The organism is Amycolatopsis sp. NBC_00348, from assembly GCF_036114655.1.
Taxonomy (GTDB): domain Bacteria; phylum Actinomycetota; class Actinomycetes; order Mycobacteriales; family Pseudonocardiaceae; genus Amycolatopsis.
Genome location: NZ_CP107994.1, coordinates 2,808,867 through 2,832,883 on the forward strand (window position 1 = coordinate 2,808,867; position 24,017 = coordinate 2,832,883).

At 73.5% G+C, this 24,017-nt stretch carries 2 protein-coding genes; both read left to right on the top strand.

The features are described from left to right. The gene (locus OHS58_RS12715) at positions 1–20,028 is read left to right on the top strand and encodes a non-ribosomal peptide synthase/polyketide synthase (RefSeq protein ID WP_328648339.1); all 20,028 of its coding nucleotides are present in this window, start codon (positions 1–3) and stop codon (positions 20,026–20,028) included. After that, complete coding sequence (locus OHS58_RS12720; protein WP_328648340.1) at positions 20,025–24,014, top strand: non-ribosomal peptide synthetase; 3,990 nt, start codon at positions 20,025–20,027, stop codon at positions 24,012–24,014. The genes OHS58_RS12715 and OHS58_RS12720 overlap by 4 nt, the downstream gene beginning before the upstream one ends. Positions 24,015–24,017: the final 3 nt, after the last annotated feature.

Sequence of the window (24,017 nt, forward strand, 5' to 3'; positions counted from 1 at the left end):
GTGAAGCACGACACCCGGCAGCTGCTGGCGGCCTGGAACGACACCACCACCGACGTCCCGGAGGCGGGCCGCACGCTCACCCGGCTGCTCACCGAGCAGGCGGCCCGCACCCCGGACGCGACGGCGTTGGTCTTCGAGGGCGAAACCCTCACCTACCGCGCCCTCCACGAGCGGGCCAACCGCCTCGCGCACCTCCTGATCGGCCGCGGCGTCGGCCCCGGCGTCCTCACCGGCGTCTGCGTCGACCGCTCCTTCGACCTGGTCACCGCCCTGCTCGGGGTGCTCAAGGCCGGCGGCGCCTACGTCCCGCTCGACCCCGACTACCCGGCCGACCGGCTGGCCTTCATGGTCGCCGACAGCGCCGCCCCCGTCGTCCTGACCCAGAGCTTCCTCGACGACGCCGACCTCGCCGCGTTCCCGGCCACCGAGCCGGAAACCACGACGACTGCGCAGGATCTCGCCTACGCCATCTACACCTCCGGCTCGACCGGGCGCCCCAAGGGCGTGCTGGTGCCGCACGAGGGGATCGTCAACCGGCTCGCCTGGACGCAGGCCGAATACGGCCTCACCACCGAAGACCGCGTGCTGCAGAAGACGCCGTCCAGCTTCGACGTCTCGGTCTGGGAGTTCTTCTGGCCGCTGCTGACCGGCGCCACGCTCGTCGTCGCGCGCCCCGGCGGCCACCGCGACCCCGCCTACCTGGCCCAGCTGATCCGCGCCGAACGCATCACGACCCTGCACTTCGTCCCGTCGATGCTGCAGGCGTTCCTGCTCGACCCGGCCGCGGCCGGCTGCACCGGCCTGCGCCGCGTGCTGTGCAGCGGCGAAGCCCTGCCCGCCGAACTGCAGGCCCGGTTCTTCGCCGTCCTGCCCGGCGTCGAGCTGCACAACCTGTACGGCCCCACCGAAGCCTCGGTCGACGTCACGTCCTGGGCGTGCCGCGCCGACGGCGGCCCGGTCCCGATCGGCCGGCCCGTGTGGAACACGCAGACTTATGTCTTGGACGCGCAGCTGCGGCCGGTCGCGCCCGGCGACGCGGGAGAGCTGTACCTCGCCGGGATCCAGCTCGCCCGCGGCTACCACCGCCGGCCCGGCCTGACCGCCGAACGCTTCATCGCGAACCCGTTCGTGCCGGGGGAGCGGATGTACCGCACCGGCGACCTCGCCCGCTGGACCGACGACGGCGCCCTGCTCTACCTCGGCCGCACCGACCACCAGGTCAAGATCCGCGGCTTGCGCGTCGAGCTGGGCGAGATCGAGACCGTGCTCGACCGCCAGCCCGGCGTCGGCGGCTCGTGCGTCCTGGCCCGCGAAGACCGCGAAGGCGACCAGCGCCTCGTCGGCTACGTCGTCCCCGACGGCGGCACCCCGAACGTCGAGAACCTGCGGACGGCCCTGGCCGTGGACCTGCCCGCGTACATGGTGCCCGCCGCGTTCGTCGTGCTCGCCGAACTGCCGCTGACCCCGAGCGGCAAGCTCGACCGCAAGGCCCTGCCCGCCCCCGACTGGACGGTGTCCCGCACCGGCCGCGCCCCGCGCACCCCGCGGGAAGCCGCGCTGTGCACGCTGTTCTCCGAAATCCTCGGCGTCGACGGCGTCGGCATCGACGACGGCTTCCTCGCCCTCGGCGGCCACTCGCTGCTCGCCGCGAAGCTCGTCTCCCGGATCCGCGCGACGCTCGGCGTCGAGGCCGCGATCGGCGACGTCTTCCGCGCGCCGACCCCCGCCGAGCTGGCCGGACTCCTCGAAACCGCCGCGCCCGCCCGCCTGCCGCTGACCCCGCGCCGGCGTCCCGAGCCGATGCCGCTGTCCTCGGCCCAGCGCCGGTTGTGGTTCCTCGACCAGGCCGACACCTGGAACGCCGGCTACCACGTCCCGCAGGCCGTCCGCCTCGACGGCCCGGTCGACGCCGACGTGCTGCGCCTCGCCGTCGCCGACGTCGTCGCCCGCCACGAAGCCCTGCGGACGGTGTTCGACAGCCACTGCGACGAGCCCGTGCAGCAGATCCGGCCCGCCGGAGACGTCCCGTGGACGTTCGCGGAGTCCACAGAGGACACTCTCGCCGCCGACCTGCGCACCGCCACCGAAGCGAGCTTCGACCTCGCTCGGGAACTTCCGATCCGCGCCGCGCTGTTCACCCTCCCCGGGAAGACGTCGGTGCTGCTGCTGGTCGTGCACCACATCGCCTGCGACGGCTGGTCGATGGCGCCCCTGCTGCGCCAGGTCGGCGAGGCCTACACCGCCCGCACTCGCCACGAAACCCCGGCGTGGGCACCGCTGCCCGTCCAGTACGCGGACTACACGCTGTGGCAACAGGAACTGCCCGTCGACAACGACCTCGCGTACTGGCGTGACACGCTCGCCGGCCTGCCCGAGGAACTGCCGCTGCCCGCCGACCGGCCCCGCCCGCCGGTGGCGAGCCACCGCGGCGGCGTCGTCCCGATGGACGTCCCCGCCGAGGTGCGCGCCAAGCTCACCGAGCTGGCCGCCGAGTCCGGCGCGACGCTGTTCATGGTGCTGCAGGCCGCCTTCGCCGCGCTGCTGACCCGCCTCGGCGCCGGCGACGACGTCCCCGTCGGCTCGCCGGTTGCCGGCCGTGGTGACGCCGCCCTTGACGACCTGGTCGGGTTCTTCGTCAACACCGTCGTGCTGCGCACCGGGACGGGCGGCGACCCGACGTTCCGTGAGCTGCTCGCCCGGGCCCGCGAGACGTGCCTGGCCGCGTTCGAACACGCCGAAGTGCCCTTCGAACGCGTCGTCGAAGAGCTGAACCCCGCCCGCTCGCTCGGCCGCCACCCGCTGTTCCAGGTCCTGCTGGTGCTGCAGAACAACCTCGCCGCCGAACTGGACCTGCCCGGCGTGCGCGCGACCGGCGAGCGCGTCGACATCGGCTACGCGAAGTTCGACCTGGCCGCGATCTTCGAGGAACGCGACGGCGAGCTGACCGGTCTCCTCGAATACGCGAGCGACCTGTTCGACCGCGCCACCGCCGCCACCCTGGCCTTCCGGCTGCTGCGCGTCCTGACCGCCGTCGCCGCGACCCCGGACGTCCGGATCGGCGACCTCGACCTGCTCGACGCCATCGAGACCGCCCAGGCCGTCGCGGGCGGCATGACCCGGCCCGCCGCCGCGAGCGTCACCCTGCACGAGGTCGTCGAAGGCCACGCTCGCCGCACCCCGGACCGCACCGCGCTGCTGTTCGAGGACCGGATCGTCACCTACGCCGAGCTGGACGCCCGCACCAACGGCGTCGCCGCGCTCCTGACGGACGTCCCGGCCGGCCGGATCGTCGCGATCTGCCTCGACCGCGGCCCGGACCTCATCGCCGCGATCCTCGGCGTGCTCAAGGCCGGCTGCGGCTACACGCTGCTCGACCCGTCGTTCCCCGCCGAACGCCGTCAGCTGCTGGCCGAGCAGGTCGACGCGCCCCTGGTGCTCGACGACCTGTCCACTGTGGACGCCACGGTGACCGCCCCCGGCATCGCCGTGCCCGTCACCGGACCGGCTTGCGTCATGTTCACCTCGGGCTCCACCGGCACGCCGAAGGGTGTCATCGCCTCGCACGAAGCCGTCGCCACGACCATTCTCGGCCAGGGCTACGGGGGTGCTGTCTGGCTGCAGACCGCGCCCGTCTCCTGGGACGCCTTCGCGTTCGAGCTGTTCGGCGCGCTGCTCAGCGGCGCCGCGTGCGTGCTGCAGCCCGGCCCGAAGCCCGAGCCCGCGCTCATCGCCGAGCTCGTCGAGCGCCACGGCGTCACCACGATGTTCGCCTCGGCCAGCCTGCTCAACTTCCTGCTCGACGAGTACCCGGCGGTGTTCGCGCAGGTCAGCGACGTCTACACCGGCGGCGAGGTCGCCTCGGTCGCCCACATCACCAAGGCGCTGACGACGTTCCCCGACCTCACGGTCACCAACGCCTACGGCCCGGTCGAGAACATGATCTTCGTCAGCTGCCACCGGATCACGGCGGCCGACCTCACCGGGGCGCCGATCCCGATCGGCGTGCCGCTGCACGGCAAGCGCGCCCACGTCCTGGACGAGCGGCTGCGGCCGGTCGCGCCCGGCGTCGTCGGCGAGCTGTACGCCGCGGGCGCCGGCATCGCCGACGGCTACGTCGGCCGTCCGGACCTCACCGCCGTCCGGTTCATCGCGAGCCCGTTCGCGGCGGGGGAGCGGATGTACCGCACCGGCGACCTCGTGCGCCGCCGCGCCGACGGCGTCCTGGAGTACGTCGGCCGCGCCGACGAGCAGGTCAAGATCCGCGGGTTCCGCGTCGAGCCGGGGGAGATCCGGACCGCGCTCGGTACCCACCCGGCCGTCACCGAATCCGCCGTCGTCCTCCGCGAGGACCGGCCGGGCCAGAAGCTCCTGGTCGCCTACGTCGTCGGCGAGCCGGCCGACTTCCGCGGGTACCTGGCCGAGCGGCTGCCCGAGCACCTCGTGCCGTCGGCGTTCGTGCTGCTGCCCGCCCTTCCCTTGACACCCAACGGAAAGCTCGACCATCGGGCCCTGCCCGCCCCCGCGCACACGAGCACGAGCCGCGCGCCGCGCACCCCGCGTGAAGAAGTCCTCTGCGGCCTCTTCGCCGACGTCCTCGACGTCGAAACCGTCGGCGTCGACGACGGGTTCTTCACCCTCGGCGGCCACTCGCTGCTCGCCGCCCGGCTCGTCGCCCGGATCGGTTCGGTGCTGGGTGCCCGGATCGGCGTCGCGGACGTCTTCCGCGCCCCGACCGTCGCCGCGCTGGCGACCGTGCTCGACACCGCTCGCGCCGCTCGCCCGGCCGTCACCGTCCGGCCGCGGCCGGAGGTGCTGCCGCTGTCCGCGGCGCAGCGCAGCCTGTGGTTCGTCGAGCAGCTCGACGCCGCCGGAGCGGCCTACAACGTGCCTCGCGCGCTTCGCCTGACCGGCCCGCTCGACGTCCCCGCGCTGCGGGCCGCGTTCGCCGACGTCCTCGAGCGCCACGAGTCGCTGCGGACGGTGTTCCCGAACACCGACGGCGTCCCTCGCCAGGAGATCCGCGCGCTCACCGAGCTGCCCTGGTTCGAAGACGTGGCGGACGTCGACGAGTTCGCCGCCCGCGAGTTCGACCTGGCCACCGACCTCCCGGTGCGCGCCGCGCTGCTGCGCCACGCCGCCGACGACCACGTCCTGGTCATCGTCACCCACCACATCGCGAGCGACGGCTGGTCCCTCGCCCCGCTGCTGCGCGACCTGTCCACCGCCTACGCGGCCCGCACCGGCGGGGAAGCTCCCGGTTGGGCGCCGTTGCCGGTGCAGTACGCGGACTTCGCGCTGTGGCAGCAGGACCTGACCGACACCGCCGACTACTGGGCCGAGGCCCTCGCCGGACTCCCCGACGAGACCAACCTGCCCTTCGACCACCCGCGGCCGCCCGTCGCGACCCACCGCGGCGCCACCCTCCCGGTGACCCTCGACGCGGACCTGCACGCCCGCCTCCTCGACGTGGCCCGCGACGAGCACGCGACGCTGTTCATGGTGCTGCAGGCCGGGTTCGCGGCCCTGCTGTCCCGGCTCGGCGCCGGCGACGACGTCGCGGTCGGCACCCCGTCCGCGGGCCGGCCGGACGCCGCGCTCGACGACCTCGTCGGCTTCTTCGTCAACACCCTCGTGCTGCGCACCGACCTCACTGGCGACCCGAGCTTCGCCGCCCTGGTCGGCCGGGTCCGCGAGGCCGCCCTCGAAGCCTTCGACCACGGCGACGTCCCCTTCGAGCGCGTCGTCGAACGCCTCAACCCGGCCCGCTCGACCGCGCGGCACCCGCTGTTCCAGGTGATGCTGGCGCTGCAGAACAACGTCGCGGCCAACCTCGCGCTGCCCGGCGCGACCGCGGCCGACGTCCCGGTGGCCACCGCGACCGCGAAGTTCGACCTGACGCTGAACCTGGAGGAGAGCACCGGCCCCGACGGTGCCCCGGCCGGCATCGGCGGCTTCCTGGAGTACGCGACCGACCTGTTCGACGCCGGCACCGCCGCCGACCTCGCCGAGCGGTTCACCCGCCTGCTCGCCGCCGCCGTCGCCGCGCCCGCCGTCCCGGTGTCCGGGTTGGACCTGCTCTCGGACGCCGAGCGCGTGGACCTCCTGCAGGCGCCCGCCGAGACGCCGTTGCCGGACACGTCGGTGATCGAGCTGTTCGAGGCCCAGGCGGCCCGCACGCCGGACGCGCCTGCGCTGGAGTTCGGCGCGGTGACGCTGACCTACGGCGAGCTGAACGCCCAGGCCAACCGGATCGCCCGATTCCTCGCCGAGCGCGGCGCCGGCCCCGAGCGGTATGTCGCCCTGGCCCTGCCGCGCGACGAAAAGCTGATCGTCGCGATGCTCGCCGTCCTCAAGACCGGCGCCGGCTACCTCGCGCTCGACCTCGACTACCCGGCCGACCGGCTCGCCGCGATGCTCGAAGACGCCGACCCGGCGCTCGTGCTCGTGACCGAGGCGGGCGCGGTGCCCGGCGACCCGGCCCGCCACGTCCTGCTGGCCGAGGCGGAGATCGGGACGGCGTGCAACCCGCTGCAGACCGCGTCTCCGGACAGCCCGGCGTACGTGATCTTCACGTCCGGCTCGACCGGCCGCCCCAAGGGTGTCGTTGTGCCCCGGCGGCCGCTGCTCAACTTCCTGCTGGACATGGTGGACCGCTTCGGCATCACGCAAGGCGACCGGCTGCTGGCCGTCACGACCGTCGGGTTCGACATCGCCGGGCTGGAGATCTTCGCGCCCCTGCTGGCCGGAGCGACCGTGGTGCTCGCCGGACGGGACACCGTCCGCGACAGCCGCGCCCTGGCCGCGCTCGCCGAGGACGGCGTCACGCTGCTCCAGGCGACACCGAGCCTCTTCCACGCGCTGCTGGCCGAGCCCGTCGACCTGACCGCCGTGCACGTCCTGGTCGGCGGCGAAGCCCTGCCCGACGACCTCGCCGTCGCGCTGCGGGCGCGGGCCGCGTCGGTCACCAACATGTACGGCCCCACCGAGACCACCATCTGGTCCACCACCGCCCGCGTCGGCGACGGCTCGCCGACCATCGGCACCGCGATCGCCAACACCCAGGTCTACGTCCTGGACCGCGCGCTGCGGCCGGTGCCGCCGGGCGTGCCGGGCGAGCTGTACATCGCCGGCGACGGCGTCGTCCGCGGCTACCTCGGCCGCCCCGACCTGACCGCCGACCGCTTCGTCGCCAACCCCTTCGCGACCGGCGAACGGATGTACCGCACCGGCGACCTGGTCGCCCGCCGCCGCGACGGCGAGATCCGGTTCCTCGGCCGCGTCGACCACCAGGTCAAGATCCGCGGCTTCCGCATCGAGCTGGGCGAGATCGAGGCCGTGCTGGCCACGCACTCGGCCGTCGCGCTGCGCGCCGTCGTCGTCCGCGAGGACCGACCCGGCGACAAGCGGCTGGTCGCCTACGTCGTGGGCGCCGCCGACGTCGACGACCTGCGACGGCACGTCGCGGCCGCCCTGCCCGGGTACATGGTGCCGTCGGCGTTCGTGCTGCTCGACGAGCTGCCGCGGACCCCGAACGGCAAGCTCGACCGCAAGGCCCTGCCCGCGCCGGCCGTGGAGAGCGTTACCGGCCGGGTGCCGCGCAACGCCCGTGAGCACGCGCTGTGCGAGCTGTTCGCCGAGGTCCTCGGCGTGCCCGAGGTCGGCATCGACGACGGCTTCTTCGACCTGGGCGGGCATTCGCTGCTCGCCACCCGCCTCGCCGGGCGGATCCGGGCGGCGCTCCGCCTCGACGTCACCGTGCGGGCCCTGTTCGCGAACCCGACCGTGGCCGGGCTGAGCGACAGCCTCGGTGACGCCGTCGTGGCGCGCCCGGCCATCACCGTCCGGCCGCGGCCGGCGCGGCTGCCGCTGGCCGCCGGGCAGGAACGGCTGTGGTTCCTCGCCCGCCTCGACGTCGACGACACGGCCTACCACATGCCGATCGCCCTGCGCCTGCGCGGCGACGTCGACGCCTCCGCCCTCGCCGCCGCACTGTCCGATGTGGCCGGTCGCCACGAAGCCCTGCGCACCCTTTACGCCGAGGACGAATCCGGGCCGTACCAGGTGGTCCTCGACTCGTTCCGGGTCCCGTTCGAGGTCGGCACCGGCTCGGTCGCCGAGGCCGCACGCACCCCGTTCGACCTGGCCGCCGCGCCGCCGGTGCGCTCGTGGCTGTTCAGCGAGGGCGACGAGCACGTCCTGCTCGTGCTGACCCACCACATCGCCGGGGACGGCTGGTCGATCCCGGTGCTGCTGCGCGACTTGGCCGACGCCTACGCGGCTCGGCTCGACGGCCGCGCTCCGGAGTGGGTGCCGCTGCCCGTGCAGTACGCGGACTACACGCTGTGGCAACGAGAACTCGACAGCGACGTCGCGTACTGGACGGACGCACTGGCCGGTCTGCCCGAGGAACTGGCCCTGCCCTACGACCGCGTCCGGCCCGCCACCGCGGACCACGCCGGCGGGGCCGCGGCCGTCACGATCCCGGCCGAGCTGCACACGCGGCTCCTGGAGCTGGCGGCCGGGCGGCGCGCGACGCTGTTCATGGTCCTGCAGGCCGCCCTCGCCACGCTGCTGGCGCGCTTCGGCGCCGGGGACGACGTCCCGATCGGCACCCCGGTCGCCGGTCGCACCGACCCGGCGCTCGACGACCTCGTCGGGTTCTTCGTCAACACCCTCGTCCTGCGCACCGACGTCAGTGGCGCTCCGGCGTTCACCGAGCTGCTGGACCGCGTCCGGGAAGCCGACCTGAGTGCGTTCGAGCACGATGACGTCCCGTTCGATCGCCTGGTCGAGGAGCTGAACCCGGCCCGGTCGGCGTCGCGGCACCCGTTGTTCCAGGTGATGCTGGTGCTGCAGCAGGACAGCGCCGCGCCGGAACTGTCCGGTGTGGACGTCGAGCCGTACGAGGTGGACCGCGCGGTCGCCAAGTTCGACCTCACCGCCGCCCTGGAGGAACGCGGCAACGGCGGGGGGATCACCGGCGCCTTCGAGTACGCGACCGCGTTGTTCGACGCCGCCACCGCCGAGCGGCTGGCCGGCGCGTTCGTCCGGCTGCTGGAGCAGATCGCCGACGCGCCCACGACCTCGGTCGCGGCGTTCGACGTGCTCACGGCCGCCGACCGCGACCTCGTGCTGACGTCGGGCCACGCGCTCGACCTGGCTCCGACGCCACAGGACTGCCTGCACACCATCGTCGAACGGCAGGACCCCGACGCCGTCGCGATCCTGTTCGACGGCGCCTCGATGACCTACGGCGAGCTGAACGCCCGCGCCAACCAGGTCGCCCACCACCTCATCGACGACGGCGTCCAGCGAGGCGAGGTCGTCGGTGTCCTGCTGGACCGCGGCTTCGACTTCGCCGTCACGGTGCTCGGCGTCCTCAAGTCCGGTGCCGCCTACACCCTGCTCGACCCGAGCTACCCGGCCGAGCGCCTGGCCGCGGTCACCGAACAGGCCCGCGTCAAGCGCGTGCTGACGACCGCGCCGAGCCACTCCGACACCACGAACCCGGACGTCGAGCTGACCCCGGCCGACCTGGCCTGCGTCATGTTCACCTCCGGCTCGACCGGCGTGCCCAAGGGCGTCGCGACGTCGCACCGCGGGGTCGTCGCCACGATGGGCCAGGGCTACGCGACCTTCGACGCCGGCCAGGTGTGGCTCCAGTGCGCCCCGGTCTCGTGGGACGGTTTTGCGCTGCAGCTGTTCGGCGCGCTGCTCTACGGCGGCCGCACGGTCCTTCAGCCCGGCCAGAACCCCGAGCCCGAGCGGATCGCCGCGCTCGTCGTCGAGCACGGCGTCACCGTGCTGCACGCCTCGGCGAGCCTGTTCAACTACCTGCTCGACCAGGAGCCCCAGGTCTTCGGCGTGCTGCGCCGGGCGATGACCGGCGGCGAGCCGGCGTCCGTCGCCCACGTGACCAAGGCGCTGCGCGAGCACCCGGACGTCGCGCTGATCAACGGCTACGGCCCCGCCGAGAGCATGGGCTACACGACGTTCCACCTGATCACCGCCGCCGACCTCGGCGGCCCGGCCATCCCGATCGGCCGCCCGGTCGCCAGCAAGCGCGCCTACGTCCTCGACACGCACCTCGCCCTCGCCGCCCCCGGCGTCACGGGTGAGCTGTACCTGTCGGGCCACGGCCTCGCCGACGGCTACCGCGGCCTCCCCGGCGCCACCGCCGAGCGGTTCGTCGCGAACCCGTTCACGGCGGGGGAGCGGATGTACCGCACCGGCGACCTGGTGCGGTGGACCGCCGACGGCGTCCTCGAGTACGTCGGCCGCGCCGACGACCAGGTGAAGGTCCGCGGCTTCCGCGTCGAGCCCGGCGAGGTGCAGGCCGTGCTGGCCCGCCACGACGGCGTCGAGCAGGCCGCGGTCGTCGTCCGCGACGGCCGGCTCATCGGCTACGTCGTCGGCGACGCCAAACCCGCCGCGCTGCGGGCGTACGTGGGCGAGCGGCTGCCGGACTACCTGGTGCCCTCGGCGATCGTGCCCCTGGCCGAGCTGCCCCGGACGGCCAACGGCAAGCTCGACCGCCGCGCCCTGCCCGCACCGGACTTCACAGCGACGTCGTCCAGGCGCCCGCGGACCGTCACCGAGAACGTCCTCTGTGGACTGTTCGCCGAGGTGCTCGGGCTGCCCGAGGTCGGCGTCGACGACGGGTTCTTCGACCTCGGCGGCCACTCGCTGCTGGCCGCCCGGCTGATCGGCCGCGTCCGCGCCGTCCTCGGCGTCGAGCTGGGCATCCGGGACCTGTTCCGGACGCCCGCCGTCGCCGGGCTCGCCGAGGTGCTCGGGGACGCCGCCCCGGCGCGGCCGCCGGTGACCCGCCGCGACCGTCCCGAACGGCTCCCGCTGTCGTTCGCACAGCAGCGGCTGTGGTTCGTCGACCAGGCCGAAGAGGCCAACGCCGGCTACGACGTCCCCCGTGCCCTGCGGCTGCGCGGCTCCCTCGACGTCATCGCCCTGCAGGCCGCGTTGGCTGATGTTGTCGAGCGGCACGAAGCGCTGCGCACGGTCTTCCCGTCGCACGAAGGTGAGCCGTGGCAGGAGATCCTGACCGCGCCTTCGGTGCCATGGACGTTCACACAGTCCACTGAGGACGACCTGCCGGGTGTGCTCTCGGCGGCCGCGTCGCACGTCTTCGACCTGCGGACCGAGCTGCCGCTGCGGGCCCACCTCGTCGAGATCGCCGCCGACGACCACGTCCTGCTGCTGGTCCTGCACCACATCGCCAGCGACGGCTGGTCCGCCGCGCCGATGCTGCGTGACCTGTCGACGGCCTACGCCGCCCGCCTCACCGGTGAAGCTCCGGGCTGGGCGCCGCTGCCGGTCCAGTACGCGGACTACACGCTCTGGCAGCGCGACGTCCTCGACGAGGCCGAGCTGGCCGGGCAGCTCGCCTTCTGGCGCTCCACACTCGCCGGAGCCCCCGAAGAGGTGGCCCTGCCCGCCGACCGGGTCCGCCCGGCCGTCGCCAGCCACCGCGGCGGTGCCGTGGACTTCGCGCTCGGCGCCGACGTCCACGCGGCGTTGGCCGACCTGGCCCGGGGCACCGGAGCGACGCTGTTCATGGCTCTGCAGGCCGGGTTCGCCGCGCTGCTCTCACGGCTCGGTGCCGGGGACGACGTCCCGCTCGGCGCCGTCGTCGCCGGCCGCGGCGACACTTCGCTCGACGACCTGGCCGGGTTCTTCGTCAACACCCTGGTGCTGCGCACCGACGTCTCCGGGCAGCCGACGTTCCGGCAGCTCCTGGACCGCGTCCGCGACACCGGCCTCGCCGCGCTGGCCCACGCCGACGTCCCGTTCGAGAGGGTCGTCGAGGAGCTGAACCCGGCCCGGTCGGCGTCGCGGCACCCGCTGTTCCAGGTGATGCTGGTGCTGCAGAACAACGTCGCCGGGGAACTGCGGCTGCCCGGCCTGGCCGCCGAGGCCGTCACGGTCCAGCGTGACGTCGCGAAGTTCGACCTCACCGCGGGCATCGAGGAGAACCGCGCCACCGACGGCACCCCGGCCGGGCTGACCGGCCAGCTGGAGTACGCGGCCGACCTGTTCGACGCCTCGACGGCGGAGGCGATCGCAGCCAGGTTCGCCCGGTTCCTGACCGCCGCCGTGTCCACTCCGGACGTCCCGGTGACCGCCCTCGACCTGCTCACCGCCGACGAGCGCGCCGGGCTTCTGGCGCAGGGCACCACCGAGGTGACCGCTCCCGCGATGCGGCTGCACGAGCTGGTCGAGCGGCAGGCCGCGTGGGCGCCGGACGCGACCGCGCTCGTCTTCGAGGGTTCGCGCATGACCTACCGGGACCTCGACACCGAGGCCAACCGGCTGGCCCGGCACCTCGTCGCCGAGGGCGTCCGCCGCGGTGACCTGGTCGGCGTCCACATCGGCCGCACCCCGCGGCTGGCCGTCGCGCTGCTCGCCGTCCTCAAGACCGGCGCGGCCTACACCGTGCTGGACACGGACTTCCCGGCCGACCGCCTGGTCGGGGCGCTGCGCCGGACGTCGGCCGCGCTCGTGCTCACCGACGGACGGGAGCTGCCCTGGCGCCGGATCGACGTCGTCGCCGACGCGGCCGCCATCGCCGTCCGCGACGGCAGTGTCCTCGGCCTGCCCGGCAGCCCGGACGACCTCGCCGTCGTCATGTTCACCTCCGGCTCCACCGGCGTCCCCAAGGCCGTCGCGGCCCCGCACCGCGCGGTCGCCGGCACGCTCACCGGCCAGGACTACGCCGGATTCGGCCCGGACGACGTCTGGCTGCAGTGCGCGCCGGTCTCGTGGGACGCGTTCGGCACCCAGCTGCTCGGCCCGCTGATGGCCGGCGGCCAGGTCGTGCTGCAGCCCGGCCAGCGCCCCGACCCGGCGCTGATCGAGGACCTGGTTCTCGAGCACGACGTCACGGTCCTGGACGTCTCGGCCAGCCTGTTCAACTTCCTGGTCGACGAGCACCCGGCGGTGTTCGCGACGGTCCGCCGCGCGATGACCGGCGGTGAGGCGGCGTCACCCGCGCACCTGGCGAAGGTGCTGCGCTCGTACCCGCAGGTCGCGGTGATCAACGGCTACGGCCCGGCCGAGACCATGGGCTTCAGCACCTTCCACGCCGTCACGGCGGTCGACGGCCCGGTCCCGATCGGGCGGCCGCTCACCGGCAAGCACGCCTTCGTCCTCGACACGCTTTTGCAGCCCACGCCCGCCGGTGTGGTCGGCGAGCTGTACCTGGCCGGCGTCGGCACCGCCCACGGGTACCTCGGGCAGCCCGGCGCGACCGCCGAGCGGTTCGTCGCGTCGCCGTTCGGCGCGGGGGAGCGGCTGTACCGCACGGGCGACCTCGCCCGGTGGAACGGCGACGGCGTGCTGGAGTACGCCGGCCGCGCCGACGACCAGGTCAAGATCCGCGGCTTCCGCGTCGAACCCGGCGAGGTCCAGGCGGTGCTGGCCCGGTACGACGGCGTCACGCAGGCCGCCGTGGTGGCCCGCGACGGGCTCCTGGTCGCCTACGTCGTCGGCACCGCAGACCCGGCCGCGGTCGCCGAGTACGCCGCCGCGCAGCTGCCGGACCACCTGGTCCCGTCGGCGATCGTGCCCTTGGAAGCACTGCCCCGGACGGCCAACGGCAAGCTCGACAAGGCCGCCCTGCCCGCACCGCGCCGGATCAGCGCCGGGCACGTCGCGCCCCGGACGGCCACCGAGAGCACGCTGGCCGCGATCTGGGCCGACGTCCTCGGCATCCCGGAACCGAGTGTGGAGGACAACTTCTTCGCCTTGGGCGGCCACTCGCTGCTGGCGGCCAAGGTGACCGGCCGGATGCGCACCGAGTTCGGCGTCCGGCTGGGCGTGCGCGCCCTGTTCGAGGCGCCCACGATCGCGTCGCTGGCCCGGCTGGTGCCGGAAGCGTCCACAGTGGACTTCGAGCCGATCCCGGCCCGGGACCGGTCGGCACGCACGCCGCTGTCGCCGGTGCAGCGCGGCCTCTGGTTCGCCGAACGGCTCGCTCCCGGGTCGGCCGAGTACCTGGTGCCGTTGGCGCTGCGGATCGAGGGCGACCTCGACGTCGAGGCCCTCACCGACGCACTGTCGGCGCTGGTGGCGCGGCACGAGGTGCTGCGCAGCCGGTTCGTCGAGCAGGAGGGCGAGCCCGCCCAGGTCGTCGAGCCGGTGCGGCCGATGCCGCTTCCCGTCTCCGACGTGACCGACGTCGAGGCGTTCGTCCGGTCCCAGGTGGACACGCCGCTCGACATCGAAAACGGTCCGGTGTTCCGCGCCGCGCTCGGCCGGGTGTCGGCTACCGAGCACGTGCTGGTCCTGTGCCTGCACCACATCGTCGCCGACGGCTGGTCCATGGGTGTGCTGGCCGCCGAGCTGCGTGACCACTACGCCGGGAGCCGGCCGGCCGCGCTGCCGGTGCAGTTCGGCGACGTCGCCGCGTGGCAGGCCGCCGCGTCCGACGAAGCCGGGCTCGCCTTCTGGCGGGAGGCCCTCGACGGGATGCCGCACGTCGCGGAGCTGCCCGCCGACCGGCCCCGGCCGCTCGTGCGGGAGATCGCCGGTGCCAAGACGCCGGTGCACGTGCCGGCGGAGGTCGTCGGCCGGCTGGCGGCGCTCGGTGCCGGGCACGGCGCGAGCCTGTTCATGACCGTGCTGGCCGCGTTCGAGGTGCTCATCGGCCGGTACACGGCCATGCGGGACTTCGCGATCGGCACCCCGGTGTCCGGCCGCAGCCACCCGCAGACCGAGGCCCTGGTCGGGCACTTCGTCAACACCGTGCCGCTGCGCGCGGACCTGACCGGCGACCCGGCGTTCACCGAGCTGCTGACCCGCGTCCGCACCAGCACGCTGGCCGCGTTCGACCACGACGACGTCCCGTTCGACCGGATCGTCGAACTCCTGCGCCCGCAACGCGACCTCACCCGCACTCCGTTGGTGCAGATCGTGTTCGCGTTGCAGAACAACGACGAAGCCGGGTGGGCGCTGCCGGGCCTGGACGTCGAGCGGCTGGCCGTCGACACCCGGGTCAGCAAGTTCGACCTCGAACTCGCCCTCGCCCAGGACGCCGACGGCGCCCTCACCGGCATCTTCGAGTACCCGACCGCGCTGTTCGACACCACCACGATCGAGCGGCTGGCCGGCCACTTCACGACACTCCTGCAACGGATCGCCGACGCGCCGGAAACCCCGGTCGGCGAGCTGGACCTCCTCGGCACGACCGAACGCGAGCACCTGATCAACGGCGTCAACGACACGGTCGTGGCCTACGACGAGGACGTCTGCCTGCACCACCTCATCTCGCAGCAGGCCGCGCAGACGCCGGACGCGGTCGCCGTCGAGTACCTGGACGAGCACATCGACTACGCCGAACTGGAGCGTCGGGCCGGAGTCCTCGCGGCGCGGCTGGTCCAGCACGGTGTCGGCCCGGACGTCCCGGTCGGGCTGCGGATGGACCGCTCGATCGACCTGATCGTCGGCCTGGTCGCCATCCTCAAGGCCGGCGGCGCATTCGTCCCGATCGAGACCGACGCGCCCGAACCGCGTGTCCTCGGCATCCTCGGCGACGCCAACTCGCCGGTCTGCCTGGTCAACGCGGGCGCGTCGACGCCCCAGGACAGCGAGGTCGTCTTCCTTGAAGTGTCCGATGTGGATGGTGAAGCAAAGCACCTGGCAGACACCACCCACCCGGACAATCTGGTCTCGATCTACTACACCTCCGGCTCCACCGGTAAGCCCAAGGGCGTCGCCAGCACCCACCGCGGCTGGGTCAACCGGCTGCGCTGGCACCAGGACACCTACCGCCTCCAGCCGGGCGAGGGCGTGCTGCAGAAGACGACGCTCGTGTTCGACGACGCGGCCGTGGAATGCCTGTGGCCGCTCATCGTCGGCGGCCGTGTTGCCTTGATCCCGCCGGGCCTGCACCGCGACCCGGCCGCGATCCTCGAAGGCGCCGTGAAGCACCAGGTGTCGAACCTGCAGTTCGTACCGAGCATGCTAACGCTGTTCCTGGAGCAGCTGACCCCGGCCGACCGCGCGGCCCTCAAGCCGCTGCGCAACGTCATCACCAGCGGCGAGGCACTGCAGCCGGAACTGCTGAAGCTGTTCTTCGACCGCCTCGGCGAGAACGCGACCCTGCACAACCAGTGGGGCGCCACCGAGGTGTCGATCGACTCGACCATGCGCGAGTGCCTCCGGTCCGACCTCGACGGCGCGGGCTCGGTGAGCGTCGGGTCGCCGATCGCGAACAACCAGATCCACGTCCTCGACGAGCACCTCCGGCCGGTCCCGGTCGGCGTCCCCGGTGACCTCTTCATCGGCGGCGTCGGCCTGGCCCGCGGTTACCTCGGCAACCCGGGCAAGACGGCGGCGGCGTTCCTGGCCAGCCCGTTCGTCCCCGGCGAGCGGCTCTACCGCACCGGCGACCGCGGCCTGCGCACCCCCGACGGCGCGCTGACCTTCCTCGGCCGGCAGGACTCGCAGGTCAAGATCCGCGGCATCCGCGTCGAGCCCGGCGAGGTCGAGCAGGTGCTCCTGGAACTGCCCGGGGTGCGCGAGGCCGCCGTGACGGTGTGGCAGCCGTCGCCGGGCGACAAGCGCCTCGCCGGGTACGTCACCGCGCAGGCCGGCGTCACGCTCACCGAAGCCGAGATCCGCGAGCAGCTACGCGAGCGGCTGCCCGTCTACCTCGTGCCGACGGCGCTGAGTGTCCTGCCGGAGTTCCCGACCACCACCAGCGGCAAGATCGACCGCAAGGCGCTGCCCGCGCCCGCCGCGGCCGGCGCCGAGTACCGGCCTCCGGAAGGCCCGGTCGCGGAGCTGGTCGCAGCAGTCCTGCAGAACGTCCTCGGCATCGAGCGGGTCGGTGCGGACGACAACTTCTTCGACCTGGGCGGGCACTCCCTGCTCGGCGTGCGGGTGGTCGCCGAACTCCGCAAGCGGCTCTCGGCGGACATCCCGATCCGGCTGATCTTCGACTCGCCCACGGTCGCGGAACTCGCCGACGCCGTCGCCCGCGCCACCCGCCGCGAGTTCCAGGCCATCCCCAAGCGACCCGACGGCCCCGCGCCCCTCGCGGGTGTCCAGGTCGGCATGTGGCTGGCCGACCGGATGGCGCCGTCGAGCGCGGAATACCTGGTGCCCAACGCGGTCCGCCTGCGCGGCACCCTGGACGTCGACGCCCTCGCAGCGGCCCTGACCAACCTAGTCGGAAGGCACGAGATCCTCAGGACTCGGTTCGTCGAAGTGGACGGCGAGCCCAAGCAGGTCGTCGACCCCGCCGGTCCGGTCCCGCTGCCGGTCACCGACATCGACGCGGTCGAGCCGTTCCTGGCGGCGCGGCCCATCGACCTCGCCACCGGACCGGTGTTCTCGGCGGCGCTCGGACGCCTGGCCGAGCACGACCACGTGCTCGTGTTGTCGGCCCACCACATCGTGCTCGACGGCTGGTCCGAAGGCATCCTCGCCGAGGAACTGCGCGACCTCTACGCGGGCGTCGACCTGGCGCCGCTGCCGGTGCAGTACGCCGACGTCGCGACCTGGTCCCAGCCCACCGAAGCGGACGTCGAGTTCTGGCGGACGCAGCTCGCCGGAGTCCCGCAGGTCGTCCAGCTGCCCGCCGACCGGCCCCGGCCGGCGGTGCGCGACCCGCGTGGCGCACGGTACGAGTTCAGCGTCCCGGCGGAGCTGGCCACCCGGCTTGGCGAGCTGGGCGCGGAAGCCCGGGCGAGCCTGTTCATGACGCTGCTGGCCGGGTTCCAGGTCCTCGTCTCCCGCCACACCGGCCTGCGCGAGTTCGCGATCGGCAGCCCGGTCGCCGGCCGCGACCACCCGGACACCGAACGGCTGATCGGCCAGTTCGTCAACACGCTCGCCCTGCGCGCGGACCTGACGGGCTCACCCGGCTTCACCGAACTCGTGGAACGCGTCCGCGAGACGGCGTTGAACTCCTTCAGCCACCAGGAAGTCCCGTTCGACCGCGTCGTCGCCGAACTCCGGCCCGAGCGCGACCCGAGCCGCAACCCCCTGGTGCAGCTGATGTTCGCGCTGCAGACGGTGTCCGAGGGCGGCTGGGAACTTGGCGATCTCGACTGCGAGCCCCTGGGCGTCGAGACCGGCGCGGCCAAGTTCGACCTCGCCATGGTGCTGCGCGAGCAGCCTTCCGGCGCGGTCGACGGTGTCCTCGAATACCCCGTCGCGCTGTTCGACGAGGAGACGGTCGCCGCGTTCGCCGAGCGGTACGTCCGGCTCCTGACCGGGTTCGCCGCCGAGCCGCAACGCCCGGTGGATCGAGTCACGATGCTCGACGCGGCCGAGGTCACCCCGCTCGACGGCACCGCTCCCGGCGGGACGTTCGCGGGGTTGATCGAAGCCCAGGTGCGACGCGATCCAGAAGCTCTGGCCGTGGTGGCCGGACCGGACTCGCTCACCTACGCCGAACTGGACGCGGCGGCCAACCGCGTGGCCCGCGTGCTGCAGGCTCGCGGTGCCGCTCCGGAGACGGTGGTCGCGCTGCTGCTGCCGCGCTCGGCCGACCTGGTCGTGGCGCAGCTCGCGGTCGTCAAGACCGGAGCCGCGTTCCTCCCGGTCGACCCGAGCTACCCGGAGGAGCGCATCCGATACATGCTCGACGACGCCGACCCGGTGCTCACGCTCCGCGAGCTGCCGGAGTCCACAATGGACGACGGTCCGCTGGACGTCGAGGTCAAGCCGGAGAACGCGGCGTACGTGATCTACACGTCGGGCTCCACCGGACGGCCGAAGGGCGTCGTCGTCAGCCACGCCGGCCTCGGCACGCTGGTGGCCAACACCATCGACGCCTACCAGGTCGGCCCGGGGGACCGGGTGCTGCAGTACGTGTCGCCGAGCTTCGACGCCTCGGTGCTGGAACTGTGCGCCTCCCTGATGACCGGCGCCGCACTCGTCGTCACGCCGCCGGGGCCGCTGCTCGGTGACCAGCTGCGGGACGTCCTCGCCGAAGGACACGTCACGCACGCGCTGATCCCGCCCGCGGCCCTGGCCACCGTCGAGGACCCGGACCTGCCGGACTTCCGCACGGTCGTCGTCGGCGGCGACGTCTGCCCGCCCGAGCTGGTCGCGAAGTGGGCACCGGGCCGCCGGATGCTCAACATGTACGGCCCGACCGAAGCCACGGTCGTCTCCACGGTCAGCGAACCGCTGGTGCCGGGCCGGCAGGTGACCATCGGCCGTGCACTCAAGCACACCCAGGCGTACGTGCTGGACGACCGGCTCCAGCCGGTGCCACCAGGCGTCGCGGGGGAGCTGTACGTCGCCAGCCCCGGCCTGGCCCGCGGGTACCTCGGCCGTCCGGGGCTCACCGCGAGCAGGTTCGTCGCGAACCCGGCCGGTGGGCGGATGTACCGCACCGGCGACCTCGTCCGCCGCACCCGCGCCGGGGACCTGGAGTTCCTCGGCCGGACCGACGACCAGGTCAAGATCCGCGGCTTCCGCATCGAACTCGGCGAAGTCGAGTCCGCGCTGCGGGCCCACCCGGCCCTCACGGCCGCGGTGGTGCTGGCCAAACCCGACCCAGCCGGACAGAAGCGCCTGGTCGCGTACGTCGTCGGCGAGGTGAGCACGGCGGACCTGCGGACCTTCCTGGCCCAGCGCCTGCCGGAGCACCTGGTGCCGTCCGCGTTCGTCGTGCTCGACGCGCTACCGGTCAACGCCAGCGGCAAGCTCGACCGGGCCGCGCTGCCCGAACCGGCCGAGGAGACGGCGGACTACGTCGCCCCCAGCAGTCCCGAGGAGCAGCTGATCGCCGACATCTGGGCCGAGGTGCTCGGCGTGCCCCGCGTCGGGCTCGGCGACGACTTCTTCGCACTGGGCGGGCACTCCGTGCTCGCCGCCAAGGTCCGCATGCGGCTGCAGGCCGCGTTCGGGGTGGACCTCTCCCTGCCCGTGCTCTTCCAGACCACCACGGTCACCGCGCTCGCCGCGGTGGTCCACACCGAGATCGAGGCCGAGCTCGCCGGCATGTCCGAGCAGGAGCTCCTCGACTCCCTCACCGAGGAGGCCAGCGCATGACCACGTTCGACACCCGCCCCGCCGGCGACGCTGTTGACGCCGATCGGGCGGCCCGGCTGCGGGCCGCGGTGCTCGCCCGGCGGCTGCGTGGACGCACCACCGCGCCGGTCCGCACCTTCGGCCGCGCCGACCGCGACGTCCCGCTGCCACTGTCGGCGGGCCAGCAGCGGCTGTGGTTCCTCGACCGCCTCGACCCGGACAGCGCCGAGTACGCCGTGCCGCTCCTGCTCCGCCTCGACGGCGACCTCGACGTCGACGCACTGCAGCGCGCCCTCGACGCCCTGGTGGCGCGGCACGAGATCCTGCGCACCACCTACGTCGCCGAGGACAACAAGCCGCGTCAGGTGATCGGCGCCCCGGCCCCGGTCGAGCTGCCGGTGGTCGAAGGCGACGTCGACGCGGTGCTCGCGGAGTACGTCGGCCGCCCGTTCCACCTGGCCAACGGCCCGGTGTTCCGCGCCATGCTGGTCCGCGAGACGCCGCAGCGGCACGTACTGGCGCTCAACGTCCACCACATCGCCTGCGACGGCTGGTCCCTGCCGGTCCTCCTCGACGACCTGCGCAAGCTCTACACCGGCGCCGAACTGCCGCCGATCGCACTGTCCTATGCGGACTTCGCCGTCTGGGAGCAGTCCCGGCTGGACGTCCACGACGCCGACCTCGCCTACTGGAAGGACCGGCTCGCCGGCCTGGAGACGCTCGAGCTGCCGGCGGACCGGCCGCGTCCGGCCACCCGCGACCACCACGGCGCGTCGGTCCGGTTCACCATCCCCGCACCCGCGGCGGAAGCCGTGCTGAACCAGGGCAAAGCCGTCGGCGCGACGCCGTTCATGACGCTGCTCGCCGCCGCGTACGTGGTGCTGGGCCGGCACACCGGCCGCGAGGACATCGCCGTCGGCACTCCGGTCGCCGGCCGGTCGCGGGCCGAGCTGGAGCACATGGTCGGGTTCTTCGTGAACACCGTCGTCGCCCGCGGCGACCTTTCCGGCGACCCGGACTTCGCGACGCTGGCCGAGCGCGTCAAGGTGGCGCGGCTGGCCGACCAGTCCCACGAGGACCTGCCCTTCGAACGGCTCGTCCAGGAGCTCGCCCCGGAACGCGACCTCGCGCACACCCCGGTCGTCCAGGTGATGTTCGCCGTCTACGACGCCTCCGAAGGCGAAGCCGCACTCGGCGACCTCACGGTGTCGTCGGTGGACCAGGAGTCGTCGACGGCGAAGTTCGACCTGATGATCTCCTTCGTCCGCCAGGCCGACGGCTCCGTGGCCGGCGTGCTGGAGTACGCGACGGCGCTGTTCGACCAGGTCCGGATGGCGCGGATGGGTGAGCACTTCGTCCGCCTCTTCACCGAGCTGGCCGCCCGCCCCGCCGCCCGGCTGTCCGAAGTGGACGTCCTCGGCGCCGACGAGCGCACGCTGCTCCTGGACACCTGGAACGCCACCGCCGAGCCCTACCTGCGCGGCACCCTGCACGGCCGGATCGCCGAACAGGCGCTGTCCAACCCGGACGCGATCGCCGTCCGCTGCGGTGCGGTCGAGCTGACCTACGCCGAGGTGGAGGCCCGCGCGACCCGGCTGGCCCAGCGGCTGCGCGCCGAGGGCGTCGGCGTGGAAACCCCGGTCGGCGTCCTCTGCGAGCGCGGCCCGCTGCTGCTGCCGGTGCTGCTGGCCGTCCTCAAGACCGGCGGCCACTACATCCCGCTCGACCCGGCCTACCCGCAGGACCGCAAGGAGTACATGCTCCGCCAGGCCGGCGCCCGCGTGCTCGTCACCACCCGCCGGTACGCCGACGAGAACCTCGGCGAGGTGGTCGTCTTCGCGGACGAGGCCGTGGCCGACGACCCGGCGCCGTGGCAGGACCCGGTCGTCGACCCGGAGAACCTCGCCTACGTCATTTACACCTCCGGCTCCACCGGCCGGCCCAAGGGCGTGATGATCAGCCACCGCGGCGTGCTGCACTACCTCGACTGGTGCCGCCAGGCCTACCGCGCCGACGAGGGCGACGGCGCGCCCGTGCACTCCTCGCTCGCCTTCGACCTCACCGTCACCGGCCTGTTCCTGCCGCTGCTGTGCGGCACGACCGTGACGCTGGTCCCGGAGGACGAACACCCGGTCGCCGGCCTGGCGGACGTGCTGTCCAGCGGCCGGAAGTTCAGCTTCGTCAAGCTCACCCCGGCCCACCTCGAACCGCTGCGCCGCTGTCTGGAACCCGAGGCGGCGGCCGCGGCCGCGCACCTGGTCGTCGGCGGCGAGCAGCTCACCGCCGAGGCCCTGGAGTTCTGGCGCGAGAACGCACCGGACGTCGTCGTGGCCAACGAGTACGGCCACACCGAGACGTCCGTGGCCAACGTGATCAACCTGCTGCCCGCCGCCGAGTGCGTCAGCACGCCGATCTCGGTCGGCCGGCCGATCTGGAACACCGAGGTCTACCTGCTCGACGAGCACCTGCGCCTGGTCCCGGTCGGCGTCACCGGCGAGCTGTACGCGGGCGGCGCCGGGGTCGCCCGCGGCTTCGCCGGCAGCCCGGGGCTGACGGCGGCCAAGTACGTGCCCAACCCGTTCGGCCCGGGCCGCCTCTACCGCAGCGGTGACCTGGCCCGGTACCTGCCGGACGGGCGGCTGGAGTTCGTCGGCCGCACCGACCACCAGGTCAAGGTCCGCGGCTACCGCATCGAGCTGGGCGAGATCGAGGCCGCGCTGGTCGGCGGCCCCGGCGTCACCGAAGCGGTCGCCGTGGTCCGCGACGGCGACCTCGCCGGGTACGTCGCACCGTCCACAGTGGACGCCGACGCGCTGCGGGCCCACCTGTCCGAGCGGCTGCCGGAGTACATGGTCCCGTCGACCCTGACCACGCTGGACACGCTGCCGCTGACGTCCAACGGCAAGATCGACCGCGTCGCCCTTCCCGCGCCGGACGCCACACCGGTCTCGACGTCCGGCGTCCTGCCGCGCGACGAGCTGGAGATGGCGCTCGCGAAGCTGTGGGAGGACCTGCTCAGCCGCCGCGTCGGCGTCACCGACGGCTTCTTCGCGGTCGGCGGGCACTCGCTCCTGGCCGTGGTGCTGGTCGACCGGATCAAGGCCGAACTGGGCGCCACCGTCGGGCTGGCCGAGGTGTTCCGCGCGCCGACCGTGCGGGCGCTGGCCGACCACATCCGCGCCGGGGACAGCGGCGGGGGACTGGTCGTGCCGCTCTCGCCCGGCCGCACCGGCGTCGCGCCGCTGTTCCTGCTGCCGCCCACCGCGGGCAGCCCGTTCCCCTACCTGCAGCTGGTCGCCGAGCTGGACCCGGCGCTGCCGGTGTTCGGCCTGCAGGCCCCCGGCTTCGCACCCGGCGAAGACCCGGTCCACACCATCGAAGAGCTGGCCGCCCGGTTCGTCGCCGACCTCCTGCCGGTCGCCGGGGACCGCCCGATCCGGCTCGCCGGCTGGTCGCAGGGCGGGTCGGTGGCCTTCGAAATGGCCGCGCAGCTGGAAAAAGCGGGTCGCGCGGTCGAGCACCTGTGCGTCATCGACGCGACCGTCCTCGGCGTCGACGACTACGGCAACCCGCTGCCCGACATCGACACCAGCGACCCGCTGGCCTGGTTCGGCGAGGCGATCCTGAAGCTCAAGCCGGGCGCGGCAAGCACTGACACCTTGGACGAGATGCTCGCCGAGGCTCGAGACCGCGGCATGGTCTCCGAAGTCGCGGGCAACGCCGTGGTCGAGCAGATGGCCCGGGTCTACCTGGCCGGCAAGGACGCGGTCGAGGCCTACCGCTGCCGCGCGGTCGTCGACACCGGCATCCACCTGATCACCTCCACCGGCACCCACCCGGTGAAGGGCCGCCCGGAGGTGCGCCCGGAGAGCTGGCGCGCCCGCACGCGCGGCGAGCTGACGGTGACGCCGGTTTCGGGGCACCACTGGGACATGGTCGAACCGCCGCACGTGGCGGAGCTGGCGGCGGCCGTGCTGGCCGGGCTGGCCGTGACCGCCGACGAGTGAAGG

Bases quoted from the DNA above. Each gene is read 5' to 3' on its own strand.
- OHS58_RS12720 (WP_328648340.1), top strand. From the start codon at position 20,025: ATGACCACGTTCGACACCCGCCCCGCCGGCGACGCTGTTGACGCCGAT.